Origin of the sequence: Streptomyces sp. NPDC058371 (genome assembly GCF_042723265.1) — a bacterium.
In the GTDB taxonomy this organism is placed as follows: domain Bacteria; phylum Actinomycetota; class Actinomycetes; order Streptomycetales; family Streptomycetaceae; genus Streptomyces.
Window position 1 is genome coordinate 582878 of record NZ_JBHXJC010000002.1, and the last position, 18567, is coordinate 601444.

The following is an 18567-nucleotide window of genomic DNA, read 5'->3' on the forward strand; positions in this document are numbered from 1 at the left end:
AAGCAATGGAAGCGACCACCGGCCTCGCCCTGTACCGGATGCAGGTCGAGCTGCGGTACTTCGAGCAACGCGCCTACGACCTGTTCCTGCAGAGTCTGGTCAAGGGGACCAGCCATCTCTCCCTCGGCCAGGAGGCCATCGCGGCGGCGTTCGGCGTCGCGATGCGCGCGGACGACTACACCTTCGCCACCTACCGGGGCCATGCCCACACGCTGGCCCGCGGGGTCCCCATGGGCCCGGTCCTCGCCGAACTGCTAGGCCGCAGCAACGGACTGATGGCCGGCAAGGGCGGCTCGATGCATCTCACCAGCGTCGAGCACGGGGTGATGGGCTCGTACGCGATCATCGGCGCCCATCTGCCGATCGCCTGCGGGGCCGCCTGGAGCGCGCAGTACCGGGAGACCGGGCAGGTCGCCGTGGTGTTCTTCGGCGACGGCACGACCAACATCGGGGCGTTCCACGAGGCGCTCAACTTCGCGGTGATCTGGCAGCTGCCGGTGGTGTTCGTCTGCGAGAACAACCTGTACATGGAGTACACCCTGACCAGCCGGATCACCGCGGTCGCGCGGCCGGCCGCCGACCGCGCCAGTGCCTACGGTCTGGAACCCGTCGTGGTGGACGGCAACGACGCCGACGTCGTGCACGAGGCGGCCGTGGCGGCGCTGGAGAAGGCGCGGAGCGGCGGCGGACCGACGCTGATCGAGGCGCTCACGTACCGGCACGGCGGCCACTCCCGGGCGGATCCGGCGAAGTACCGCCCGCAGGAGGAGGTCGAGGCCTGGCTGGCCCGGGACCCGGTGCCGATGTACCGGGAGCGGCTGATCTCCGCCGGCACCGACAGTGCCGTGCTGGACGCGATCGAGGCGGAGGCGCAGGCGGCGGTCGACAAGGCCGCGGAGGAGGCGAAGGCCGGCGAAGTGCCCGGCCCGGAGCTGCTGTTCAAGGACGTGTGGGCGGACGGAGGATCGTCGTGGCGCAACTGACCTATCGCGAGGCCGTGGCGCGGGGCATCGCACAGGAGATGCGGCGGGACCGTAACGTCCTGTTCCTGGGTGAGGACGTGGCCGAGGCCGGTGGCGTCTTCAAGAGCACGGTCGGACTCCTCGATGAGTTCGGGCCGGTGCGCGTGCGGGACACCCCGATCAGTGAACAGGCCATCCTCGGCGCGGCCATGGGCGCCGCGATGACCGGTCTGCGACCGATCGCCGAGATCATGTTCAGCGACTTCTTCGCGGTCTGCTGGGACATGGTCGTCAACGAGATAGCCAAGAGCCGGTACATGACCAACGGTCAGGTCTCCTTCCCGCTGGTGATCCGCGCCGGGAACGGCGGCGGCCTGCGGTTCGGCGCGCAGCACTCGCAGACCGTCGAGAACTGGGCCATGGCCGTGCCGGGACTGAAGGTCGTGGTGCCGTCCAGCGCCGTGGACGTCGTCGGTCTGCTGGCCGCCGCGGTGCGCGACCCCGACCCGGTCATCTTCCTGGAGCAGAAGGCGCTCTACCCGGTGCGCGGCGAGGTGCCGGACGGGGAGATCGTCGACTCGCTGGGCACCGCCAAGGTGCTGCGGCAGGGCGGGGACGCCACCCTGGTCGCGCTCGGCACGATGGTGCCGCGCAGTCTGGAGGCGGCCGAGCGGCTCGCGGACGCCGGTATCGACTGCACGGTCGTCGACGTCCGCTCCCTGGTGCCGCTCGACACCCGGACGATCCTGCGCGAGATCTCGGCCACCGGGCGGCTGTTCACCGTCGAGGAGAACCCCAGGCTGTGCGGCTGGGGGGCCGAGCTGGTGTCCATCGTGGCCGAGGAGCACTTCTTCGACCTGGACGCGCCTCCCCTGCGCATCACGACCCCGCACATCCCCCTGCCCGCCGCCGATGCGCTGGAGGACCTGGCGATCCCCTCGGTCGACCGCATCACCGAGACCGTCCAGAAGGCGATGAACCAGTGACCTCACCCCAACTGACGCAGAGCCCCACGCGGTTGAAGACCGAGACCGTGCCCACCGACCTGTTCATCGGGGGCCGGTGGCGGCCGTCGAGCGACGGCTCCCGCATCGAGGTCGTCGACCCCGCGACCGGCGTAAAGATTGCCGACACCGCCGACGCGACTCCCGAGGACGCGCTCCTCGCCGTCGACGCGGCGGCGGCCGCGCTTCCCGCCTGGTCGGCCACCGCACCTCGTGCGCGATCCGAACTCCTCAGCCATGTCTTCCAGTTGATGACGGCACGGGCGGAGGAGCTCGCCGAGCTGATCGTGCTGGAGAACGGCAAGACACTGACCGACGCCCGCGCCGAGGTGGCGTACGCCGCCGAGTTCTTCCGCTGGTACGCCGAGGAGGCCGTACGGGGGAGCGGCAGCGTGCAGACCGCGCCGGCCGGCAGCAACAAGATCCTGGTGCTGCGCCAGCCGGTCGGCGTGTCCGTACTGGTCACGCCGTGGAACTTCCCCGCCGCCATGGCCACCCGGAAGATCGGCCCGGCGCTCGCGGCCGGCTGCACCGTGGTGCTCAAGCCCGCGAGCGACACACCGCTGACGGCCCTGGCGATCGCCGGTCTCTTCGAGGAGGCCGGGCTGCCGGACGGCGTGGTGAACGTGCTGCCCTCCCGGCGTTCCGGGGCCGTCGTCTCGGCCATGCTGGACGATCCGCGCGTACGCAAGCTGTCCTTCACCGGCTCCACGGAGGTCGGCCGCACGTTGCTGGCCGCCGCGTCCGGATCGGTGGTCAACTGCTCGATGGAGCTGGGCGGAAACGCTCCGTTCCTGGTCTTCGCCGATGCCGACCTGGACCGGGCCGTGGCCGAGGCGATGATCGCCAAGATGCGCAACGGCGGCGAGGCCTGCACGGCCGCCAACCGCTTCTACGTCCAGGCGCCGGTGGCCGCCGAGTTCACACGCCGGCTGGCGGCCGCCATGGAGGCCCTCACCGTCGGACCCGGTCTGGAAGCGGGCGTTCAGCTCGGTCCGCTCGTCAACGCGCAGAGTCGTGACAAGGTCGCCCAGCTGGTCGCGGACACCGTACGCGCCGGTGCGTCGCTCGTGACGGGCGGTGAGCCGCCCGACCGGCCCGGCTACTACTATCCGCCGACCGTGCTGGCCGACGTGCCTCCGGACGCCCCGGTGCTGCACGAGGAGATCTTCGGTCCTGTCGCCCCCGTCGTCAGCTTCACCACCGAGGACGAGGCGGTCCGCCTGGCCAATGCCACCGAGTACGGCCTGGTGTCGTACGTGTGCACCGCGGATCTGGCGCGCGGTCTGCGGGTGGCCGAGCAACTGGACTGCGGCATGGTCGGGTTGAACCGCGGGGTGGTGTCCGATCCGGCCGCTCCGTTCGGCGGGACGAAGCAGAGCGGTGTCGGCCGCGAAGGCGGTCACGAGGGACTGCTCGAGTTCACCGAGTCCAAGTACGTCGCCCTGTCGTGGTGACCGCGGCCGGAAGGAGCACACCGCGATGGATGTGACCATGCCCCAGCTCGGCGAGACGGTGGCCGAGGCGACCGTGACCCGCTGGCTGCGCGGGACCGGCGACCACGTGACCGAGGGGGAACCGCTCTTCGAGGTGTCGACCGACAAGGTGGACACCGAGATCCCGGCCCTCGTCACGGGAACGCTCGGCGAAATCCTCGTCGAGGAGCAGGAGACCGTGCCCGTGGGGGCACGGCTGGCCGTGATCACCGCGGACGGCTCCGGCGAGGTGTCCGTGAGCAGCTCGGACGGCTCCGGTGGGGCGTCCGTGATCACCGCGGACGGCTCCGGTGACGTGGCCGTGAGCAGCACGAGCAGCTCCGGGAAGGTGTCCGCGATCGCCACGAACGGCTCCGGGAAGGCGGCTGCCGGACCTGGCGGCGGGTCGGTCGCCGCACCCCGCGACGCACCCCGGCACGGCACGCTGACCCCGCTGGTCCGCCGCCTGCTCGCCGAGCACGAGCTGTCGGCCGAGCAGGTGTCCGGGACGGGCCCGCACGGCCGGATCACGCGCACCGATGTCCTCGCGGCGGCGGCCGCCGCCCCAGCCCGGCCGCCCGCGGTGGCTGCCACCACCGCCACCCCAGCCCCGCCACCCGCCACCCCAGCCCCGCCACCCGCCGCGGCTGCCGCTTCCGCCGCACCCCGGCCCCGGAGCCCTGCCCCCGCGGAGACCGCCGGGCCGCCGCGGAGCGAGACCCTGACCGTTCCCTTCAGCACGATCCGCCGCCGTACGGCCGAGCACATGGTGCGTTCCAAGGCGACGTCGCCGCACACCTTGATGGCCATCGAGGTCGACTTCCACGCCGTGGACCGGGCGCGCCGGGCGGCCGCGGCGTCGTGGCGGCAGACGGAAGGCTTCGGGCTGACCTATCTGCCTTTCGTCGCCAGGGCGGTGGTGGACGGGCTGGTCGCGTACCCCCACCTCAACGCCAGTGTGGGCGACAACGCCCTGTTGGTGCACCGCCGTATCGGCCTCGGCATCGCGGTCGACCTGGACGCCGAAGGACTGCTCGTCCCCGTCGTCAGGGACGCCCGGGACAAGCGGCTGGGAGCTGTCGCCCGGGAGATCTCGGGACTCGCCGGCCGCGCCCGGGCGCACCGCCTGGGTCCGGACGACTTCGCGGGAGGCACCTTCACGATCAGCAATCCGGGCCCCTACGGCACGCTCCTCACGGCGCCGATCATCAACCAGCCGCAGGTCGCGATCCTGGCCACCGACGCCGTACGGCCCCGACCGGTGGCCATCCCCGCCTCGGACGGGTCCTACGCCGTGGTCGTGCACCCGGTCGGCAATCTCGCCCTGACCTTCGACCACCGGGCCGTGGACGGGGGTTACGCCGGCCGGTTCCTCGCGCACCTCAAGGAGAGCATCGAGACCCGGGACTGGACGACCGAACTCTGACGGGGCCGGCGCCGGGCGACTGCCCCGGGGCCGGCCCACCGCGGTCAGCCGAGGAAACTCAGCCTGACCTGCCGGTCGGGATTGTCCTTGTTGGTGTCGACGAGGCACACCGACTGCCAGGTCCCCAGCTCCAGCCGTCCGCCGACGACCGGCAGGGTGGCGTGGGGCGGGACGATGGCCGGCAGGACGTGGTCCCGCCCGTGGCCGGGGCTGCCGTGGCGGTGCTGCCAGCGGTCGTCGGCGGGGAGCAGGGTGTGCAGAGCGGCGAGGAGGTCGTCGTCGCTGCCGGCGCCGGTCTCGATGATCGCGACGCCGGCGGTCGCGTGCGGGATGAAAACGTTGAGGAGCCCGTCGCGGCCGCCGGTCACCTCCCTGAGGAAGGCCTCGCAGTCGCGAGTGAGATCGACGACGGTCTCCGTCGAGCCGGAGACGACGTTCAGGACGCGGGTGGTGAAGGCATCGGACATGCCCCAATCCTCACCCATACGCCCGGTTCCACACCTGACCGGCCGCCCGACGGCTGATACGAGAGGTCCACTCCGCGAGACGCCATTGACCGTACGCGGGCCATCTGGCTACTTTCGGCCGCATGTTGCGTTCAGCCATGCTCACCACGCGCGGTCACATCGACCTGCTGCGGGTGGCCTCCGCCGCGTGTCGCCGCGGCTGCTGACGCCCTTCTTCCGCTCTTCCCCGCGCCTGCGCGCTGCCCTGCCCGCACGTCCGGACTCACGCTGATCACCGGCTGATCTCCTGACGCGGCGGCGCCGAGGCGTACTTCTCTCCGGTCGCTCTCCTTCCTCGTGGAGCACTCATGAGCATCAGCCATGCCCCGCCGGGCTCGTCCGACTCCGATATTTCGGATATATCCAAGAATGGCGCCGCGACCGAACAGGCGCCACTGTCGCTCGAACCCATCGTCCCCACCTCCACCCGGCGCACCCGCGTGCCCCGCTGGCTGCGCCGCACCTCCGGCCCGCTCCTGCTGCTCGCCCTGTGGCAACTCCTCAGCAGTACGGGCGTGTTGACCTCCGACGTCCTCGCCTCGCCCGGCACCATCGCGCGGGTCGGCAGCGATCTCATCAGCGACGGGTCACTGCCTCACGCGATGGGCGTCTCGCTCCAGCGCGTGGCGGTCGGCCTGCTGTTCGGCACGGTCATGGGGCACCGGACTCGCCCTGGTCTCCGGGCTGTTCCGGGTCGGCGAGGACCTTGTCGACGCCAGTGTCCAGATGCTGCGGACCGTGCCGTTCGTCGGCCTGATCCCGCTGTTCATCATCTGGTTCGGCATCGGCGAGGCACCCAAGATCGCGATCATCACGCTGGGTGTGTCCTTCCCGCTCTACCTCAATGTGTACGCCGGTATCCGCGGCGTCGACTCCCAGCTGATCGAGGCCGGAGAGTCCCTCGGCCTCTCCCGCTGGGGCCTGGTGCGCCATGTCGTCCTGCCGGGTGCGCTGCCCGGCGCCATGACAGGGCTGCGCTACTCACTGGGCATCGCCTGGCTGGCGCTCGTCTTCGCGGAGCAGATCAACGCGGACGCCGGCATCGGCTTCCTGATGGTCCAGGCGCGCGACTTCCTGCGGACCGACGTGATCGTGGTCTGCCTGATCGTCTACGCCTTCCTCGGCCTGCTCGCCGACTTCATCGTCCGCTCCCTCGAAAGGCTGCTGCTGCAATGGCGACCGACGTTCACCGGCCGGTGAGTACCGAGAAGGCCGCGCAGGCACCCGCTTCGGCGGTGCGCGTGACGGGTCTGACCCGCTCCTTCGACGGCCGTGCCGTCATCGACAACCTCCAACTGGACGTGGCACCGGGCGAGTTCGTGGCCCTGCTCGGCCGCAGCGGCTGCGGCAAGTCCACCCTGCTGCGCATCCTGGCCGGGCTCGACCGGGACATCGCGGGCACCGTCCTCGTGCCCCGTCGCAAGGCCGTCGCATTCCAGTCGCCGCGATTGATGCCGTGGAAGAAGGTGTGGCGCAACGTGCTGCTCGGTCTGCCCGGCAAGCCGCGGCGCGCCGTCGCCGAACAGGCGCTGACCGAGGTCGGTCTCACCCACCGCTCGGACGCCTGGCCCAAGACGCTCTCCGGTGGCGAGGCCCAACGCGCCTCGCTGGCCCGCGCGTTGGTCCGCGAGCCCGATCTGCTGCTGCTCGACGAGCCGTTCGGCGCGCTCGACGCCCTCACCCGCATCAAGGCCCAGCGGCTCGTGGGCCAGTTGTGGCAGCGCCGCGGCTGCGCCGTACTGCTGGTCACGCACGACGTCGAGGAGGCGGTACTGCTCGCCGACCGTGTCCTGGTGATGGACGACGGCGTCATCGCGTACGAGACACGGATCGATCTGGACCGGCCGCGCGACATCACCGACCCGCGGTTCGCCGAGCTGCGCGCCGGACTGCTGGAGCGGCTGGGCGTGGACACGGCCGCCGAAGCCGCCTGACCCCACCACAGCACACCACAACTCGCCCTCTGTGCACGCGAGTTGCACTCACCCTCAGTTGAACCAACCGAACGGACTCACCATGCGCCGACGTCTCGCCCCCGCCGCACTGCTCCCGCTTGCCCTGCTGCTCGCCGCCTGCGGCGGGAACTCGGCGGCCGACACCTCGACGGGTGGCGGGACCGACGGCAAGGGTTCCCTCACGCTCAACGTCGGGGACCAGAAGGGCGGTTCAGAGGCGGTGCTGAGGGCCGCCGGGGAACTCAAGGACCTCGACTACAAGATCAAGTGGTCCACGTTCACCTCCGGCCCACCGCTGCTCGAGGCCGTCAACGCCAAGGCCGTGGACATCGGCGGCGTCGGCAACACCCCGCCCGTCTTCGCGGCCGGCGCGAACTCGAAGATCAGCGTGGTGGCCGCCTGGCACGGCACCTCCAAGGGCGAGGCCATCCTCGTGCCCAAGAACTCGTCGCTGAAGAAGCCCGAGGAGCTCAAGGGCAAGTCGATCGCCGTCGCACAGGGCTCGTCCGCGCACTACCAGCTCATCGCCTCGCTCAAGGAGGCCGGACTGAAGCTGAGCGACGTCAAGGTGAAGTACCTGCAGCCGGCCGACGCACTGGCCGCGTTCACCGGCGGCAAGGTGGACGCGTGGGCGGTCTGGGACCCGTACACCTCGCAGATCCTGGAGGCCAAACAGGGCCGGATCCTGGCGGACGGCGACGGCGCGGTCAACGGACTCAGCTTCCAGGTGGCGGCGCCCGACGCCCTGAAGGACAAGAAGAAGACCGCGGCCATCAAGGACTACCTGGAGCGGCTGCGGCGCGCCCAGGACTGGGTCTACGACCATCCGGACGCCTGGGCGAAGGTGTGGGCGAAGGACACCGGACTGCCGTACGACGTGGCGTTGGCCTCGGTGAAGCGCACCAACGCCTCCCGCGTCCCGGTGGCCGTCGACAAGCCGCTGATCGCCTCCGAGCAGCAGATCGCGGACACCTTCACGGGCCTGAAGCTGATCCCGCGCAAGGTCGACTTCGCCGGCTTCGTGGACAGCCGCTTCAACGGTGACCTGCCGGCGTCCACCACCGCGCCCCGCGTCTACAAGGAGTCCTGACCATGACGGTCCATCTGCACTGGTTCCTGCCGACCGGCGGCGACGGTCGCACCCTAGTGGACCGGCACGCCTACGCCCCCAACACGGCCGGCGCCAAGCGCCCGGTCAGCGGGATACGGCCGCCCGACATCGAGTACCTGGCCCAGATCGCCAAAGCCGCCGAGCAGTTGGGCTTCGAGGCGGTGCTCACCCCGACCGGTACCTGGTGCGAGGACGCCTGGCTGACGACGGTGGCACTCGCCCAGCACACCGAGCGGCTGAAGTTCCTGGTGGCGTTCCGGCCGGGGGTCATCTCACCGACGCTCGCCGCCCAGATGGCGGCCACGTACCAGCGGATCACCCGGGGGCGGCTGCTCCTGAACGTCGTCACCGGCGGCGACTCCACCGAACAGCGCCGCTTCGGCGACCACCTCGACCACGACCGGCGCTACAGCCGTACGGACGAATTCCTCTCCATCGTGCGCGGGGCGTGGAGCGGGCAGCCCTACGACTTCGACGGGGCCCACTACCAGGTCGAGGGCGGGTTGACCGCGCTGCCGCCGGACCCGCTGCCGGAGATCTTCTTCGGCGGCTCGTCGGCGGCCGCGGGCCCTGTGGCCGCGCGGCACGCCGATGTGTATCTGACCTGGGGCGAGCCTCCTACCCAGGTCAAGGAGAAGATCGACTGGATCCGCTCGCTGGCCGAGCGCGAGGGACGCACGGTCCGGTTCGGGATCCGGCTGCACACCATCTCCCGGGACTCGTCGGCCGAGGCCTGGTCGACGGCGGACCGGCTGCTCGGCGACCTGGACGCGGACACGATCGCGGCCGCCCAGGCCGCGCTCGGGCGCAGCGAGTCGGTGGGCCAGCAGCGCATGCTGGCGCTGCACGGCGGTTCCCGCGACGAGCTGGAGATCTCCCCGAACCTGTGGGCGGGCGTGGGGCTCGTGCGGGGCGGCGCCGGCACCGCCCTGGTGGGCAGTCACGCCGAGGTCGCCGACCGGATCGAGGAGTACCACGCGCTGGGCATCGAGCACTTCGTGCTCTCCGGCTATCCGCACCTGGAGGAGGCGTACTGGTTCGGGGAGGGTGTCATCCCGGACCTGGCGGCCCGCGGGCTGCTGCCCGGCGCCCCGGTGGGCGGCGGAGCGCCGCTGCTCGTCGCGAGCGGTCGCTGAGGAGCCGCTCCGGGAAGATTCCGGACCCCGGTCCGGTTGGCAGAGGCGTGAACACCACCGGGGCAGGGACGCGCGCAGTCGATGTCGTCGTCATAGGCGCTGGGCAGGCCGGCCTGTCCAGCGCCTTTCACCTGCGCCGCAGCGGTTTCGAGCCGGAGCGGGACTTCGTGGTGCTGGATCATGCGCCGCGTCCGGGCGGTGCGTGGCAGTTCCGCTGGCCGTCCCTGACGTACGGCAAGGTGCACGGGATGCACTCCCTGCCGGGCATGGAGCTGACGGACGCCGACCCCGCGCGGCCGTCCGCCGAGGTCGTCGGGGAGTACTTCACCGCGTACGAGCGCACCTTCGAGCTGCGGGTACGGCGGCCGGTGGAGGTGCGCGCGGTCCGCGAGGGCGAGGGCGGCCGGCTGCTCGTCGAGACTTCCGAGGGCACGTGGTCGACGCGGACGCTGATCAACGCGACGGGCACCTGGGACCGGCCGTTCTGGCCGCGCTATCCGGGCCAGGAGACGTTCCGGGGACGGCAGCTGCACACGGCGCAGTACCCCGGGCCCGAGGAGTTCACCGGCTCGCGGGTCGTCGTCGTGGGCGGTGGCGCCTCGGGCACCCAGCACCTGATGGAGATCGCGCCCTACGCGGCCGCGACCACTTGGGTGACGCGTAGGCCGCCCGTGTTCCGGGAGGGCCCCTTCGACGAGGAGTTCGGACGGGCCGCCGTGGCACTCGTGGAGGATCGGGTACGCCGGGGCCTGCCGCCGCAGAGCGTCGTCTCGGTGACCGGGCTGCCGCTCAACGACGCGATCCGGCAGGCGCGGGAGGACGGCGTGCTGGACCGGCTGCCGATGTTCGACCGGATCACTCCGGACGGTGTCGCCTGGGACGGCGGACGCCACGTGGACGCCGACGTCATCCTGTGGGCGACCGGGTTCCGGGCGGCGATCGACCATCTGGCGCCGCTGCGGCTGCGCGAGCCGGGCGGCGGCATCCGCGTCGAGGGGACCCGCTCCGTCGCCGACCACCGGATCCATCTGGTCGGCTACGGGCCTTCGGCCAGCACCATCGGCGCCAACCGTGCCGGGCGCGCGGCCGTGCGGGACATCAGGCGGCTGCTGGCGGGGGCACCGGTCGCCGCGTGACGTCCCTTGGCGGGTGGGCCGGGGCGCGCCTATGCCCGTGGGGCGTACGGCGCGCCGGCCCCCGTGGCCGGAAGGCCCGGCTCAGTGTGACGGTGACGCGCTCTTACGGTTCCGGTTGAACTCGGCGACGTTCTTCTGATGCTCCTCGTAACTGGCCGTGAAGCGGGTGTCGCCAGGCTTGACCGTGACGAAGTACAGCCAGTCGCCCGGGGTCGGGTTGATCGCCGCGCGCATCGCCTCTTCACCGGGATTGGCGATCGGCGTGGGCGGCAGCCCCATGCGCTGGTAGGAGTTGTAGGGGTTGTCGAGCCTGGTGTCCTTCGCGCTGGTGTCCAGCGTGCTGCGGTTCAGCGCGTAGTTGATGGTGGAGTCCATCTGCAGCGGCATACCGCGTTCCAGCCGGTTGAAGACGACCCGGGCCACTTTCCCCATGTCCGCCTTGGTGGCCGCCTCCGCCTGGATGATGCTCGCGATCGTGACCGCCTGGTAGACGTTCATCGCGTTGCGCTGCGCCCCGGCGGTGACCTGGCCTCCGTTGAACTTCTTGTTCGCGGTGGTGACCATGAACGACAGCAGCGACTCCGGGGTCGCCTTGGCGTCCAGCGGATACGTGGCGGGGAAGAGGTAGCCCTCCGGGTTGCCCTCCGCGTCCCCGGGGAGCTTGAGATTGGCCTTGCCCAGGGACTTCTTGGTGGTGCCCGCGGGCACGCGCAGGGCCTTGTCCACCGCTTCGTAGACCTGGCCCGCACGCCAGCCCTCGGGGATCACCAAGGACTTCGGGCGCTCGTCCCCGTCGTCCATGATCAGCAGCGGCACCGCCACGGCGGTGGCGGCGACGACGGCTCCGGTCGCGATGAGGGCGGCCCGGCCCCGGCGCGTCAGTCGAATCGTGCTCCGTGGCGGAGTGTTCATCTGCATGCGGGCACGGTAACCCGCTAATGCCTACAAAGCCGACATATCTTCATCTTGTCGGCTCCAGTTGGGCGTCTCGGCGCACGAGGGCGGCGTAACGGCCGTCGCGCTCCAGCAGCTCCTCGTGCGTACCCCGCTCGGCCGCGCTGCCGGAGTCCAGGACCACGATCTGGTCGGCCCCCCGAATGGTGGACAGCCGGTGGGCGATGGTGAGCGTGGTCCGGTTGGCCGAGAGCGCGTCGATGGCTTCCTGGACGGCGCGTTCCGTACGGGTGTCCAGAGCGCTGGTCGCCTCGTCGAGGATGAGCACGGGCGGGTCGCGCAGGATGGTGCGGGCGATGGCCAGGCGCTGCTTCTCGCCGCCGGAGAACCGGTGCCCGCGCTCGCCCACGACGGTGTCGTACCCGTCGGGCAGCGAGGCGATGTGGTCGTGGATCTGGGCCGTGCGGGCCGCCGCGTGCAGCTCCTCGTCGGTGGCGTCCGGCTTGGCGAACCGCAGGTTCTCGGCGACGGAGGCGTGGAAGAGGTACGTCTCCTGGGAGACGACGCCCACCGCGCGTGCCAGCGTGTCGAAGTCCAGGTCGCGCACGTCGACCCCGTCGAGCGTGACGCGCCCGCCCGTGACGTCGTACAGCCGGGGCACCAGATAGCTGAGCGTGGACTTGCCCGAGCCGGTCGGGCCGACGACGGCGAGGCTGCCGCCCGCGGGGACGGTGATGTCGATGCCGTCGAGGATCGGGCCACCCTTGTCGTCGTAGCGGAACTCGACGTCCTCGAAGCGGATCTCGCCCTTGACCTGCTCCAGATGGACCGGGCTCGCCGGCTCGGTGATGTCGATGGGCAGGTCGAGGTACTCGAAGATGCGCTGGAAGAGGGCGAGCGAGGTCTGGATCTGGACGCCGGTGGACAGCAGGCTGACCGTCGGCCGGAACAGGCCCTGCTGGAGCGAGACGAAGGCGACCAGCGTGCCGATGGAAACCGTCGGGCCGCCGAGCTGGAAGGCGATGCCCGCGGTCCAGTAGATGACGGCGGGCATGGCGGCCATGACGATGGTGATGACGGCCATGCGCCAGCGCCCCACCATGTTCGACCTGACCTCGAGGTCGACCAGGCCTTCGGACTCGTCCGCGAAGGACTTGGTGAGCGAGTCGGCGCGGCCCATGGTGCGGCCCAGCAGGATGCCGCTGACGGAGAGCGACTCGGTGACGGTGGCGGCCATGACGGCCATCTGCTTCTGGCGCTGCGTCGCGATCTTCTTGCGCTCGCGGCCGACCCGGCGGCTGATCCAGACGAAGACCGGCAGCAGGAGCAGTGAGACGGCGGTGAGGCGCCAGTCGAGGGCGACCATCGCGACGATGGTGGCGACGACGCTCGTGAGGTTCGAGACCAGCGAGGTGGCGGTGGAGGTCACCGTCGCCTGCATGCCGCCGATGTCGTTGGCGATGCGGGACTGGACCTCGCCGGTGCGGGTCCGGGTGAAGAAGGCGAGGGACATGCGCTGCAGCCGGCCGTACACGGCGGTGCGCAGGTCGTGCATGACGCGCTGACCGACGGTCGTCGAGATCAGGGTCTGCAGCACGCCGAAGACGCTGGTGACGACCGCGCTGAGGATCATGCCGAGCGCGAGCAGGCTCAGCAGGCCGGTGCGGCCCTGCGGGATCGCGACGTCCAGGATCTCCTTCAGCAGGAAGGGCGTGGCGACGGAGACGAGGGACGCGGCGCCGACCAGCAGGCCGACGACCGCGAGCCGGCCGCGGTAGGGCCGGAAGAGCTTCAGGATGCGGCGGACCTGCCGCGGCTGTTCGGCATCGGCATCGGCTGGCGAGGGGGTCCAGGTGGGTCGATCGGGACGCATGGGCTCCTACGGGAGGTGAGACGACTGGGACGTGACAAGGCGGCCAGGGCCGGCCTCGCGGTGGCGGCGGCCGGGAGCCGACGCCTTCCGGAGCTTAGCTCATTGTTACCTATACTCACAATGAACGAGGTCCTGATATTGTTCCCGGTATGACCACCCCCGATGCCGACGGGCTGCTCGCCGAGCAGTTGCTGCGGCTCACCCGTCGTGTGCACCGCATCCAGAAGCGCCATCTGGAGCAGCGTGAGCTGGGCATCACTCCCGCCCAGTCCCGGCTGTTGCGCACCCTGGCGCACTACAGCTCACCGCCCCGCATGGCCGATCTCGCCGAGCGCCTCGAAGTGGTGCCGCGAGCCGTGACGACGCTGGTCGACGGGCTGGAGGCGAGCGGCAAGGTCCGCCGGGCACCCGATCCCACCAACCGCCGGGTGATCCGGATCGAGGTCACGGACGAGGGGCGCAAGGCACTGCGCGAGCTGCGCGGGGCACGCCGCTCCGCGGCGGAGGAGATCCTCGCTCCCCTGGCGGACGACCAGCGCGAGGTGCTGGGCGGGCTGCTGAACACCCTGATCGACGGCGCGCCGGAGCGAGAGCTCGGCTGCTGATCAACCGTCGGGGTGGGTCGTACCGGTGGTGGTGGGGGTACCCCTGACGGCAAGGTGGCCGTGACGGCGACCAGGTGACCGTGCCGTGCCGACGCGGCCGCTCACGACAGGCGAGGAGTGCGCGATGCCCCTGCTGCAGCCGGAGCCCGACGCCCTGCGGCCCGCCGCGCGGCGTGCGGAGCCCGCACCCGACCGGGTGCCCGAGGACCGCGCCCAGGGCACGCCCGCGCCGCTGCGCGACGAACTGATCGCGCTGCTCGGCCCGGACAAGGTGCTCACCAAGATCTCCGACCTCGTCCGTTACGCCTCCGACGCCAGCCCCTACCGCTTCGTCCCGCAGGTCGTCGTGGTCCCCGAGGACATCGACGACGTGTCGGCGATCCTCTCGTACGCCCACGGAAAGGGCCGCGAGGTGGTCTTCCGCGCGGCCGGGACCTCGCTCAACGGCCAGGCACAGGGCGAGGACATCCTCGTCGACGTACGCCGTCACTGGTCCGGGATCGAGGTGCTGGACGGCGGCGCGCGGGCGCGTATCGGCCCGGGTACGACGGTCGCGCGGGCCAACGCCGCGCTGGCCCGCCACGGCCGCGTCCTCGGCCCGGATCCGGCGAGCGCGGTCGCCTGCACGGTCGGTGGAGTCGTCGCCAACAACGCGTCGGGCATGACGGCGGGCACCACCCGCAACTCGTACCGCACTCTCGCCTCCCTCACTTTCGTGCTGCCGACCGGCACGGTGGTGGACACGGCCGAAGCGGCCGCCGCCGAGCAGCTCGCCCATGCCGAACCGGCCCTGTGCGCCGGGCTGATGGATCTCAAGGCGGAGATCGAGGCGGACCCGGCGCTGGTCGCCAGGATCCGCGCCAAGTACACGATCAAGAACACGAACGGCTACCGCCTGGACGCCTTCCTGGACGGCTCGACACCCGTGGAGATCCTGCGCGGCCTGATGGTCGGCTCCCAAGGCACCTTCGGCTTCATCTCCGAGGTCGTTTTCGACACGCTGCCCCTGGACCGGCGGGTGTCCACCGCGCTGCTGTTCTTCCCCTCCCTGCCCGCCGCGGCCGCCGCGGTGCCGCTCTTCAACGAGGCGGGCGCGATCGCCGTGGAGCTGATGGACGGCAACACGCTGCGCGCCTCGGTGAGCGTGGCGGGTGTCCCGGCGGACTGGGCCGGGCTGCCCAGGTCGACCACGGCTCTGCTCGTGGAGTTCCGCGCCCCGGACGAGTCCGGACAGCGGGCGTACGAGGAGGCGGCCCGCCGTGTCCTGGAGGGTCTCGAACTCGTCGCACCGGTCGCCTCGGTGACCAACGGCTTCACCCGCGACCCACGGACCATCGGGACTTACTGGACGGCACGCAAGGCGTTCGTGACGGCGGTCGGCGGGGCGCGTCCGTCCGGGACGACACTGATCACCGAGGACTTCGCAGTGCCTCCCGCGCGGCTCGCCGAGGCCTGTGCAGCGCTGCTCGACCTGCAGACCCGGCACGGCTTCGACGCGGCGGTGGCGGGCCACGCGGCGCACGGAAACCTGCACTTCCTGCTCGCCTTCGACGCGGCCGAACCGGCGGACGTGGAGCGGTACGCGGCCTTCATGGACGACTTCTGCCGGCTCACCGTCGAGCGCTTCGACGGCTCGCTCAAGGCCGAGCACGCGACCGGGCGCAACATCGCGCCGTTCCTGGAGCTCGAATGGGGGCCCACGGCAACGGAGTTGATGTGGCGCACCAAGCAGCTGATCGATCCCGACGGCGTGCTCGCTCCGCGCATCGTGCTCGACCGTGACCCCAGGGCCCATCTGCGCGGCCTCAAGACGATTCCCCGGATCGAGCCGATCGCCGACCCCTGCATCGAGTGCGGCTTCTGCGAACCCACCTGCCCCAGTCAGGACCTGACGACCACACCCCGCCAACGGATCGTGCTGCGCCGCGAGATGACCCGCCAGCCCGACGGGTCCCCGGTCGAGAACGGCCTCCTGGAGGCGTACGGATACGACGCGGTCGACACCTGCGCGGGCGACTCGACGTGCAAGCTGGCCTGCCCGGTCGGCATCGACACAGGCGCGCTGATGAAGAACTTCCGGCATGCGCGGCACTCGCCGCGCGAGGAGAGGGCCGCGGCACTGACCGCGCGGCACTTCCGGGCGGCCGAGGCCTCGGCCCGGCTCGCCGTGGCCGTCGCCGCCCGGGCCCGGCGCCGGCTGGTGACCACCGTGACGCGCGCGGCCCGTACGGTGGTCCGCCCCGATCTGGCGCCCGAGTGGCTGACGGGCATCCCCAGGGCGGCCCCGCGCGCCCTGCCGCGCACCACGCGCGTGGGAGCGGCGGCCGTCTACTACCCGGCGTGCGTCAACCGCATCTTCGCGAGCCCGGGAGACGTGTCCCTCCCCCGGGCCGTTGTCGACGTCTCCACGCGCGCGGGGAAGCCGGTTTGGATTCCGGACGATGTCCGGGGCACGTGCTGCGCGACCATCTGGCACTCCAAGGGGTACGAGACCGGCAACGCCCTCATGGCCAACCGGATCGTGGCGGCCGCCTGGGGCTGGACGGCCGGCGGAGAGCTGCCGCTCGTCGTGGACGCCTCGTCCTGCACCCTGGGGATCGCGCGGGAGGTCGTGCCGTATCTGACCGCTGAGAACCGTGAGTTGCACGCGAAGCTGACGGTCGTCGACTCCCTGGTGTGGGCGGCCGAGGAGCTCCTCCCCCACCTCACCGTCCATCGCACGGTGGGCTCCGCGGTGCTCCATCCCACCTGCTCCATGCGCCACTTGGGCGACGAGGCACACCTGCGCGTGGTCGCCGAGGCCTGCGCGGACGACGTGGTCGTCCCGGACGACGCCGGCTGCTGCGCCTTCGCCGGGGACCGCGGCACGCTGCACCCGGAGCTCACGGAGGCGGCGACCCGCAAGGAGGCCTCCTTCGTGCACGCGCGCCCGTTCGACGCGCACCTCTCGGCGAACCGTATGTGCGAGGTGGGAATGGACCACGCGACGGGCCGCGGCTACTACTCCGTACTGCTGGAGCTGGAGCGCGCGACCCGTCCCGGGACCGCCGGATCTGCCTGATCCGCTGGGGCCCCTCCCGGGGTCAACCGCCCTCGGGCACAGGCTCCTTGACCGGCTGAGCGGAGACGTCGGAAGGCTGCTGCGCCGGCACGACGGCCCTCGCCGGTTTCTCGTCGGCCTCCGGTACGAACGCGATCTCGCCGTCCAGCACCTTCTTCGCCCGCTCGGTGTCCAGGGCGCCCTCCCAGCGGGACACCGCGAAGACGGCGACACAGTTGCCGAGCAGGTTGGTGGTGACGCGCATCGAGTCCATGATGCGGTCGACGCCGAGCAGCAGGGCGACCGCGCCGGCGGGAATGACCCCGAGGGAGGTGGCGGTCGCGGACAGGGCCAGGAAGGCCGAACCCGGTACGCCTGCCATGCCCTTGCTGGTCAGCATGAGGACCAGCACCACGGTGATCTGCTGTCCCGGGCCGAGGTCGACACCCACCGCCTGGGCGATGAAGAGCGTGCCGATCGAGAGATAGATCGACGCGCCGTCGAGGTTGAAGGAGTATCCGGTGGGCAGCACCAGCCCGACCGCGTCGTCGCGGCAGCCCGCCTGGCGCAGCTTCTGCATCATGCGGGGCATGACGGTCTCGCTGGAGGCGGTGCCGAGCGCGAGCAGCAACTCCTCGCGGGTGTACCGGACGAACTTCCAGAGGCTGAGCCCGGTGACCGCCTTGAGGGCGACGCCGAGCAGCACGAGGAACAGCAGCGCGACCGCGTAGCACAGCACGATCAGCTTGCCGTACGTCTTGACCACGCCCAGGCCGTACTCCCCGACCAGGTGGACCATCGCACCGAACACGGCGAGCGGCGCCAGCCGCATGATGAAGCCGACGATCGCGAAGACGACGTCCTGGACCTGCTGGACGGCGGGCAGTACCGCAGGCACCTTGGTGTGCCCGAGGTGCAGCAGCGCCGCGCCCACCAGACAGGCGAGGACGAGGACTTGGAGCAGCGAGTTCTCGGCGAAGGCGCCGACCGCGCTCTGCGGCAGGGCGTCCAGGATGAACTCGCTGGTCGAGGGCAGTGAGCCGCCGCCGGTCTTGCCGTCGACCGCCGAAGCGTCGAGCTTCGACGGGTCGACGTGCATCCCCGAGCCGGGGGCGACCACGTTGGCCGCGACCAGACCGATGAGCAGGGCCACGGTGGTCGCGGCCTCGAACCAGACGAGGGCCTTGAGCCCGATCCGGCCGAAGGCCTTCAGATCGCCGGCCTTGGCGATGCCGACGACGACCACGCAGAACACCAGCGGTGAGATCACCGCCTTGATGAGACGCACGAAACCGTCGCCGAGCGGCTGGACGGCCGTGGCCGCGTCGGGCCACAGCCGTCCGACGACGATTCCGAGCACGAGAGCGCAGGCGACCTGCGCGAAGAGTGAGGTACGCAGTATGCGTGCGACGCGTCGCGGGGACGGTACAGACGGCGGCACGGG

The 18567-nt window shown here is 71.1% G+C and carries 15 protein-coding genes and 1 pseudogene; 12 read left to right on the plus strand and 4 right to left on the minus strand.

Translation table 11 applies throughout. The features are described from left to right. Positions 1–5: 5 nt before the first annotated feature. The 4 genes from ACFWM2_RS10220 to ACFWM2_RS10235 are packed head-to-tail and all read left to right on the plus strand — an operon-like array spanning position 6 to position 4867. Positions 6–983, plus strand: a complete 978-nt coding sequence (locus ACFWM2_RS10220; RefSeq protein ID WP_383275711.1) for a thiamine pyrophosphate-dependent dehydrogenase E1 component subunit alpha — start codon at positions 6–8, stop codon at positions 981–983. Then, entirely contained in the window at positions 971–1948 is a 978-nt protein-coding gene (locus ACFWM2_RS10225; RefSeq protein WP_383275714.1) for an alpha-ketoacid dehydrogenase subunit beta, read from the plus strand. Before ACFWM2_RS10220 ends, ACFWM2_RS10225 begins: the two co-directional genes overlap by 13 nt. After that, positions 1945–3423: an NAD-dependent succinate-semialdehyde dehydrogenase gene (locus ACFWM2_RS10230; protein ID WP_383275718.1), complete on the plus strand. Its 1479-nt coding sequence runs from the start codon at positions 1945–1947 to the stop codon at positions 3421–3423. Before ACFWM2_RS10225 ends, ACFWM2_RS10230 begins: the two co-directional genes overlap by 4 nt. 25 nt (positions 3424–3448) lie before the next feature. Continuing rightward, complete coding sequence (locus tag ACFWM2_RS10235) at positions 3449–4867, plus strand: dihydrolipoamide acetyltransferase family protein (protein ID WP_383275721.1); 1419 nt, start codon at positions 3449–3451, stop codon at positions 4865–4867. A 44-nt stretch (positions 4868–4911) separates the two neighbouring features. On the opposite strand, the gene ACFWM2_RS10240 is transcribed toward ACFWM2_RS10235, so the two are convergent. Continuing rightward, positions 4912–5334: a YjbQ family protein gene (locus ACFWM2_RS10240; RefSeq protein WP_383275724.1), complete on the minus strand. Its 423-nt coding sequence runs from the start codon at positions 5332–5334 to the stop codon at positions 4912–4914. 137 nt (positions 5335–5471) lie between these two features. Here ACFWM2_RS10240 and ACFWM2_RS10245 point away from each other — a divergent pair, with 137 nt between their 5' ends. The 6 genes and pseudogenes from ACFWM2_RS10245 (at position 5472) to ACFWM2_RS10270 (ending at position 10711) form a co-directional block, all read left to right on the plus strand. After that, positions 5472–5540 (plus strand): putative leader peptide, encoded by a 69-nt coding sequence (locus ACFWM2_RS10245; protein ID WP_351286961.1) that lies wholly within the window; start codon positions 5472–5474, stop codon positions 5538–5540. Positions 5541–5681: 141 nt separating this feature from the next. Then, positions 5682–6573: pseudogene (locus tag ACFWM2_RS10250) on the plus strand (ABC transporter permease). Next, positions 6546–7307: an ABC transporter ATP-binding protein gene (locus ACFWM2_RS10255; RefSeq protein WP_383275727.1), complete on the plus strand. Its 762-nt coding sequence runs from the start codon at positions 6546–6548 to the stop codon at positions 7305–7307. The pseudogene ACFWM2_RS10250 and the gene ACFWM2_RS10255 overlap by 28 nt, the downstream one beginning before the upstream one ends. An 82-nt stretch (positions 7308–7389) precedes the next feature. Continuing rightward, a complete protein-coding gene (locus ACFWM2_RS10260; protein WP_383275730.1) occupies positions 7390–8418 on the plus strand; it encodes an ABC transporter substrate-binding protein in 1029 nt (342 codons plus the stop codon). 2 nt (positions 8419–8420) lie between these two features. Next, the gene (locus ACFWM2_RS10265) at positions 8421–9575 is read left to right on the plus strand and encodes an LLM class flavin-dependent oxidoreductase (RefSeq protein ID WP_383275733.1); all 1155 of its coding nucleotides are present in this window, start codon (positions 8421–8423) and stop codon (positions 9573–9575) included. Between the two features lie 47 nt (positions 9576–9622). Then, complete coding sequence (locus ACFWM2_RS10270; protein ID WP_383275735.1) at positions 9623–10711, plus strand: NAD(P)-binding domain-containing protein; 1089 nt, start codon at positions 9623–9625, stop codon at positions 10709–10711. An 81-nt stretch (positions 10712–10792) separates the two neighbouring features. On the opposite strand, the gene mltG is transcribed toward ACFWM2_RS10270, so the two are convergent. Then, positions 10793–11629, minus strand: a complete 837-nt coding sequence (mltG, locus tag ACFWM2_RS10275; protein ID WP_383275738.1) for an endolytic transglycosylase MltG — start codon at positions 11627–11629, stop codon at positions 10793–10795. A 43-nt stretch (positions 11630–11672) separates the two neighbouring features. After that, positions 11673–13478: an ABC transporter ATP-binding protein gene (locus ACFWM2_RS10280; RefSeq protein WP_383275741.1), complete on the minus strand. Its 1806-nt coding sequence runs from the start codon at positions 13476–13478 to the stop codon at positions 11673–11675. 149 nt (positions 13479–13627) lie between these two features. Between ACFWM2_RS10280 and ACFWM2_RS10285 the strand changes: the two genes are divergently transcribed. Together ACFWM2_RS10285 and ACFWM2_RS10290 are read left to right on the plus strand one after the other, a co-directional pair. After that, positions 13628–14083 carry a MarR family winged helix-turn-helix transcriptional regulator gene (locus tag ACFWM2_RS10285; RefSeq protein WP_383275744.1) on the plus strand — a complete coding sequence of 152 codons (456 nt, stop codon included), beginning with the start codon at positions 13628–13630 and terminating at the stop codon, positions 14081–14083. Between the two features lie 124 nt (positions 14084–14207). Then, positions 14208–17144, plus strand: a complete 2937-nt coding sequence (locus ACFWM2_RS10290) for an FAD-binding and (Fe-S)-binding domain-containing protein (RefSeq protein ID WP_383275747.1) — start codon at positions 14208–14210, stop codon at positions 17142–17144. 22 nt (positions 17145–17166) lie between these two features. Here ACFWM2_RS10290 and ACFWM2_RS10295 read toward each other — a convergent pair whose 3' ends face one another. After that, positions 17167–18564, minus strand: coding sequence for a cation:dicarboxylate symporter family transporter (locus ACFWM2_RS10295; protein WP_383275750.1), 1398 nt, complete (start codon positions 18562–18564; stop codon positions 17167–17169). Between the last annotated feature and the right edge of the window lie 3 nt (positions 18565–18567).

What these genes read in the sequence shown, in the direction of transcription:
- ACFWM2_RS10220 (WP_383275711.1), top strand. Translation starts at nt 6, where the DNA reads ATGGAAGCGACCACCGGCCTCGCCCTGTACCGGATGCAGGTCGAGCTG.
- ACFWM2_RS10265 (WP_383275733.1), top strand. Translation starts at nt 8,421, where the DNA reads ATGACGGTCCATCTGCACTGGTTCCTGCCGACCGGCGGCGACGGTCGC.
- ACFWM2_RS10235 (WP_383275721.1), top strand. Translation starts at nt 3,449, where the DNA reads ATGGATGTGACCATGCCCCAGCTCGGCGAGACGGTGGCCGAGGCGACC.
- ACFWM2_RS10240 (WP_383275724.1), bottom strand. Translation starts at nt 5,334, where the DNA reads ATGTCCGATGCCTTCACCACCCGCGTCCTGAACGTCGTCTCCGGCTCG.
- ACFWM2_RS10290 (WP_383275747.1), top strand. Translation starts at nt 14,208, where the DNA reads ATGCCCCTGCTGCAGCCGGAGCCCGACGCCCTGCGGCCCGCCGCGCGG.
- ACFWM2_RS10260 (WP_383275730.1), top strand. Translation starts at nt 7,390, where the DNA reads ATGCGCCGACGTCTCGCCCCCGCCGCACTGCTCCCGCTTGCCCTGCTG.
- mltG (WP_383275738.1), bottom strand. Translation starts at nt 11,629, where the DNA reads ATGCAGATGAACACTCCGCCACGGAGCACGATTCGACTGACGCGCCGG.
- ACFWM2_RS10280 (WP_383275741.1), bottom strand. Translation starts at nt 13,478, where the DNA reads ATGCGTCCCGATCGACCCACCTGGACCCCCTCGCCAGCCGATGCCGAT.
- ACFWM2_RS10285 (WP_383275744.1), top strand. Translation starts at nt 13,628, where the DNA reads ATGACCACCCCCGATGCCGACGGGCTGCTCGCCGAGCAGTTGCTGCGG.
- ACFWM2_RS10255 (WP_383275727.1), top strand. Translation starts at nt 6,546, where the DNA reads ATGGCGACCGACGTTCACCGGCCGGTGAGTACCGAGAAGGCCGCGCAG.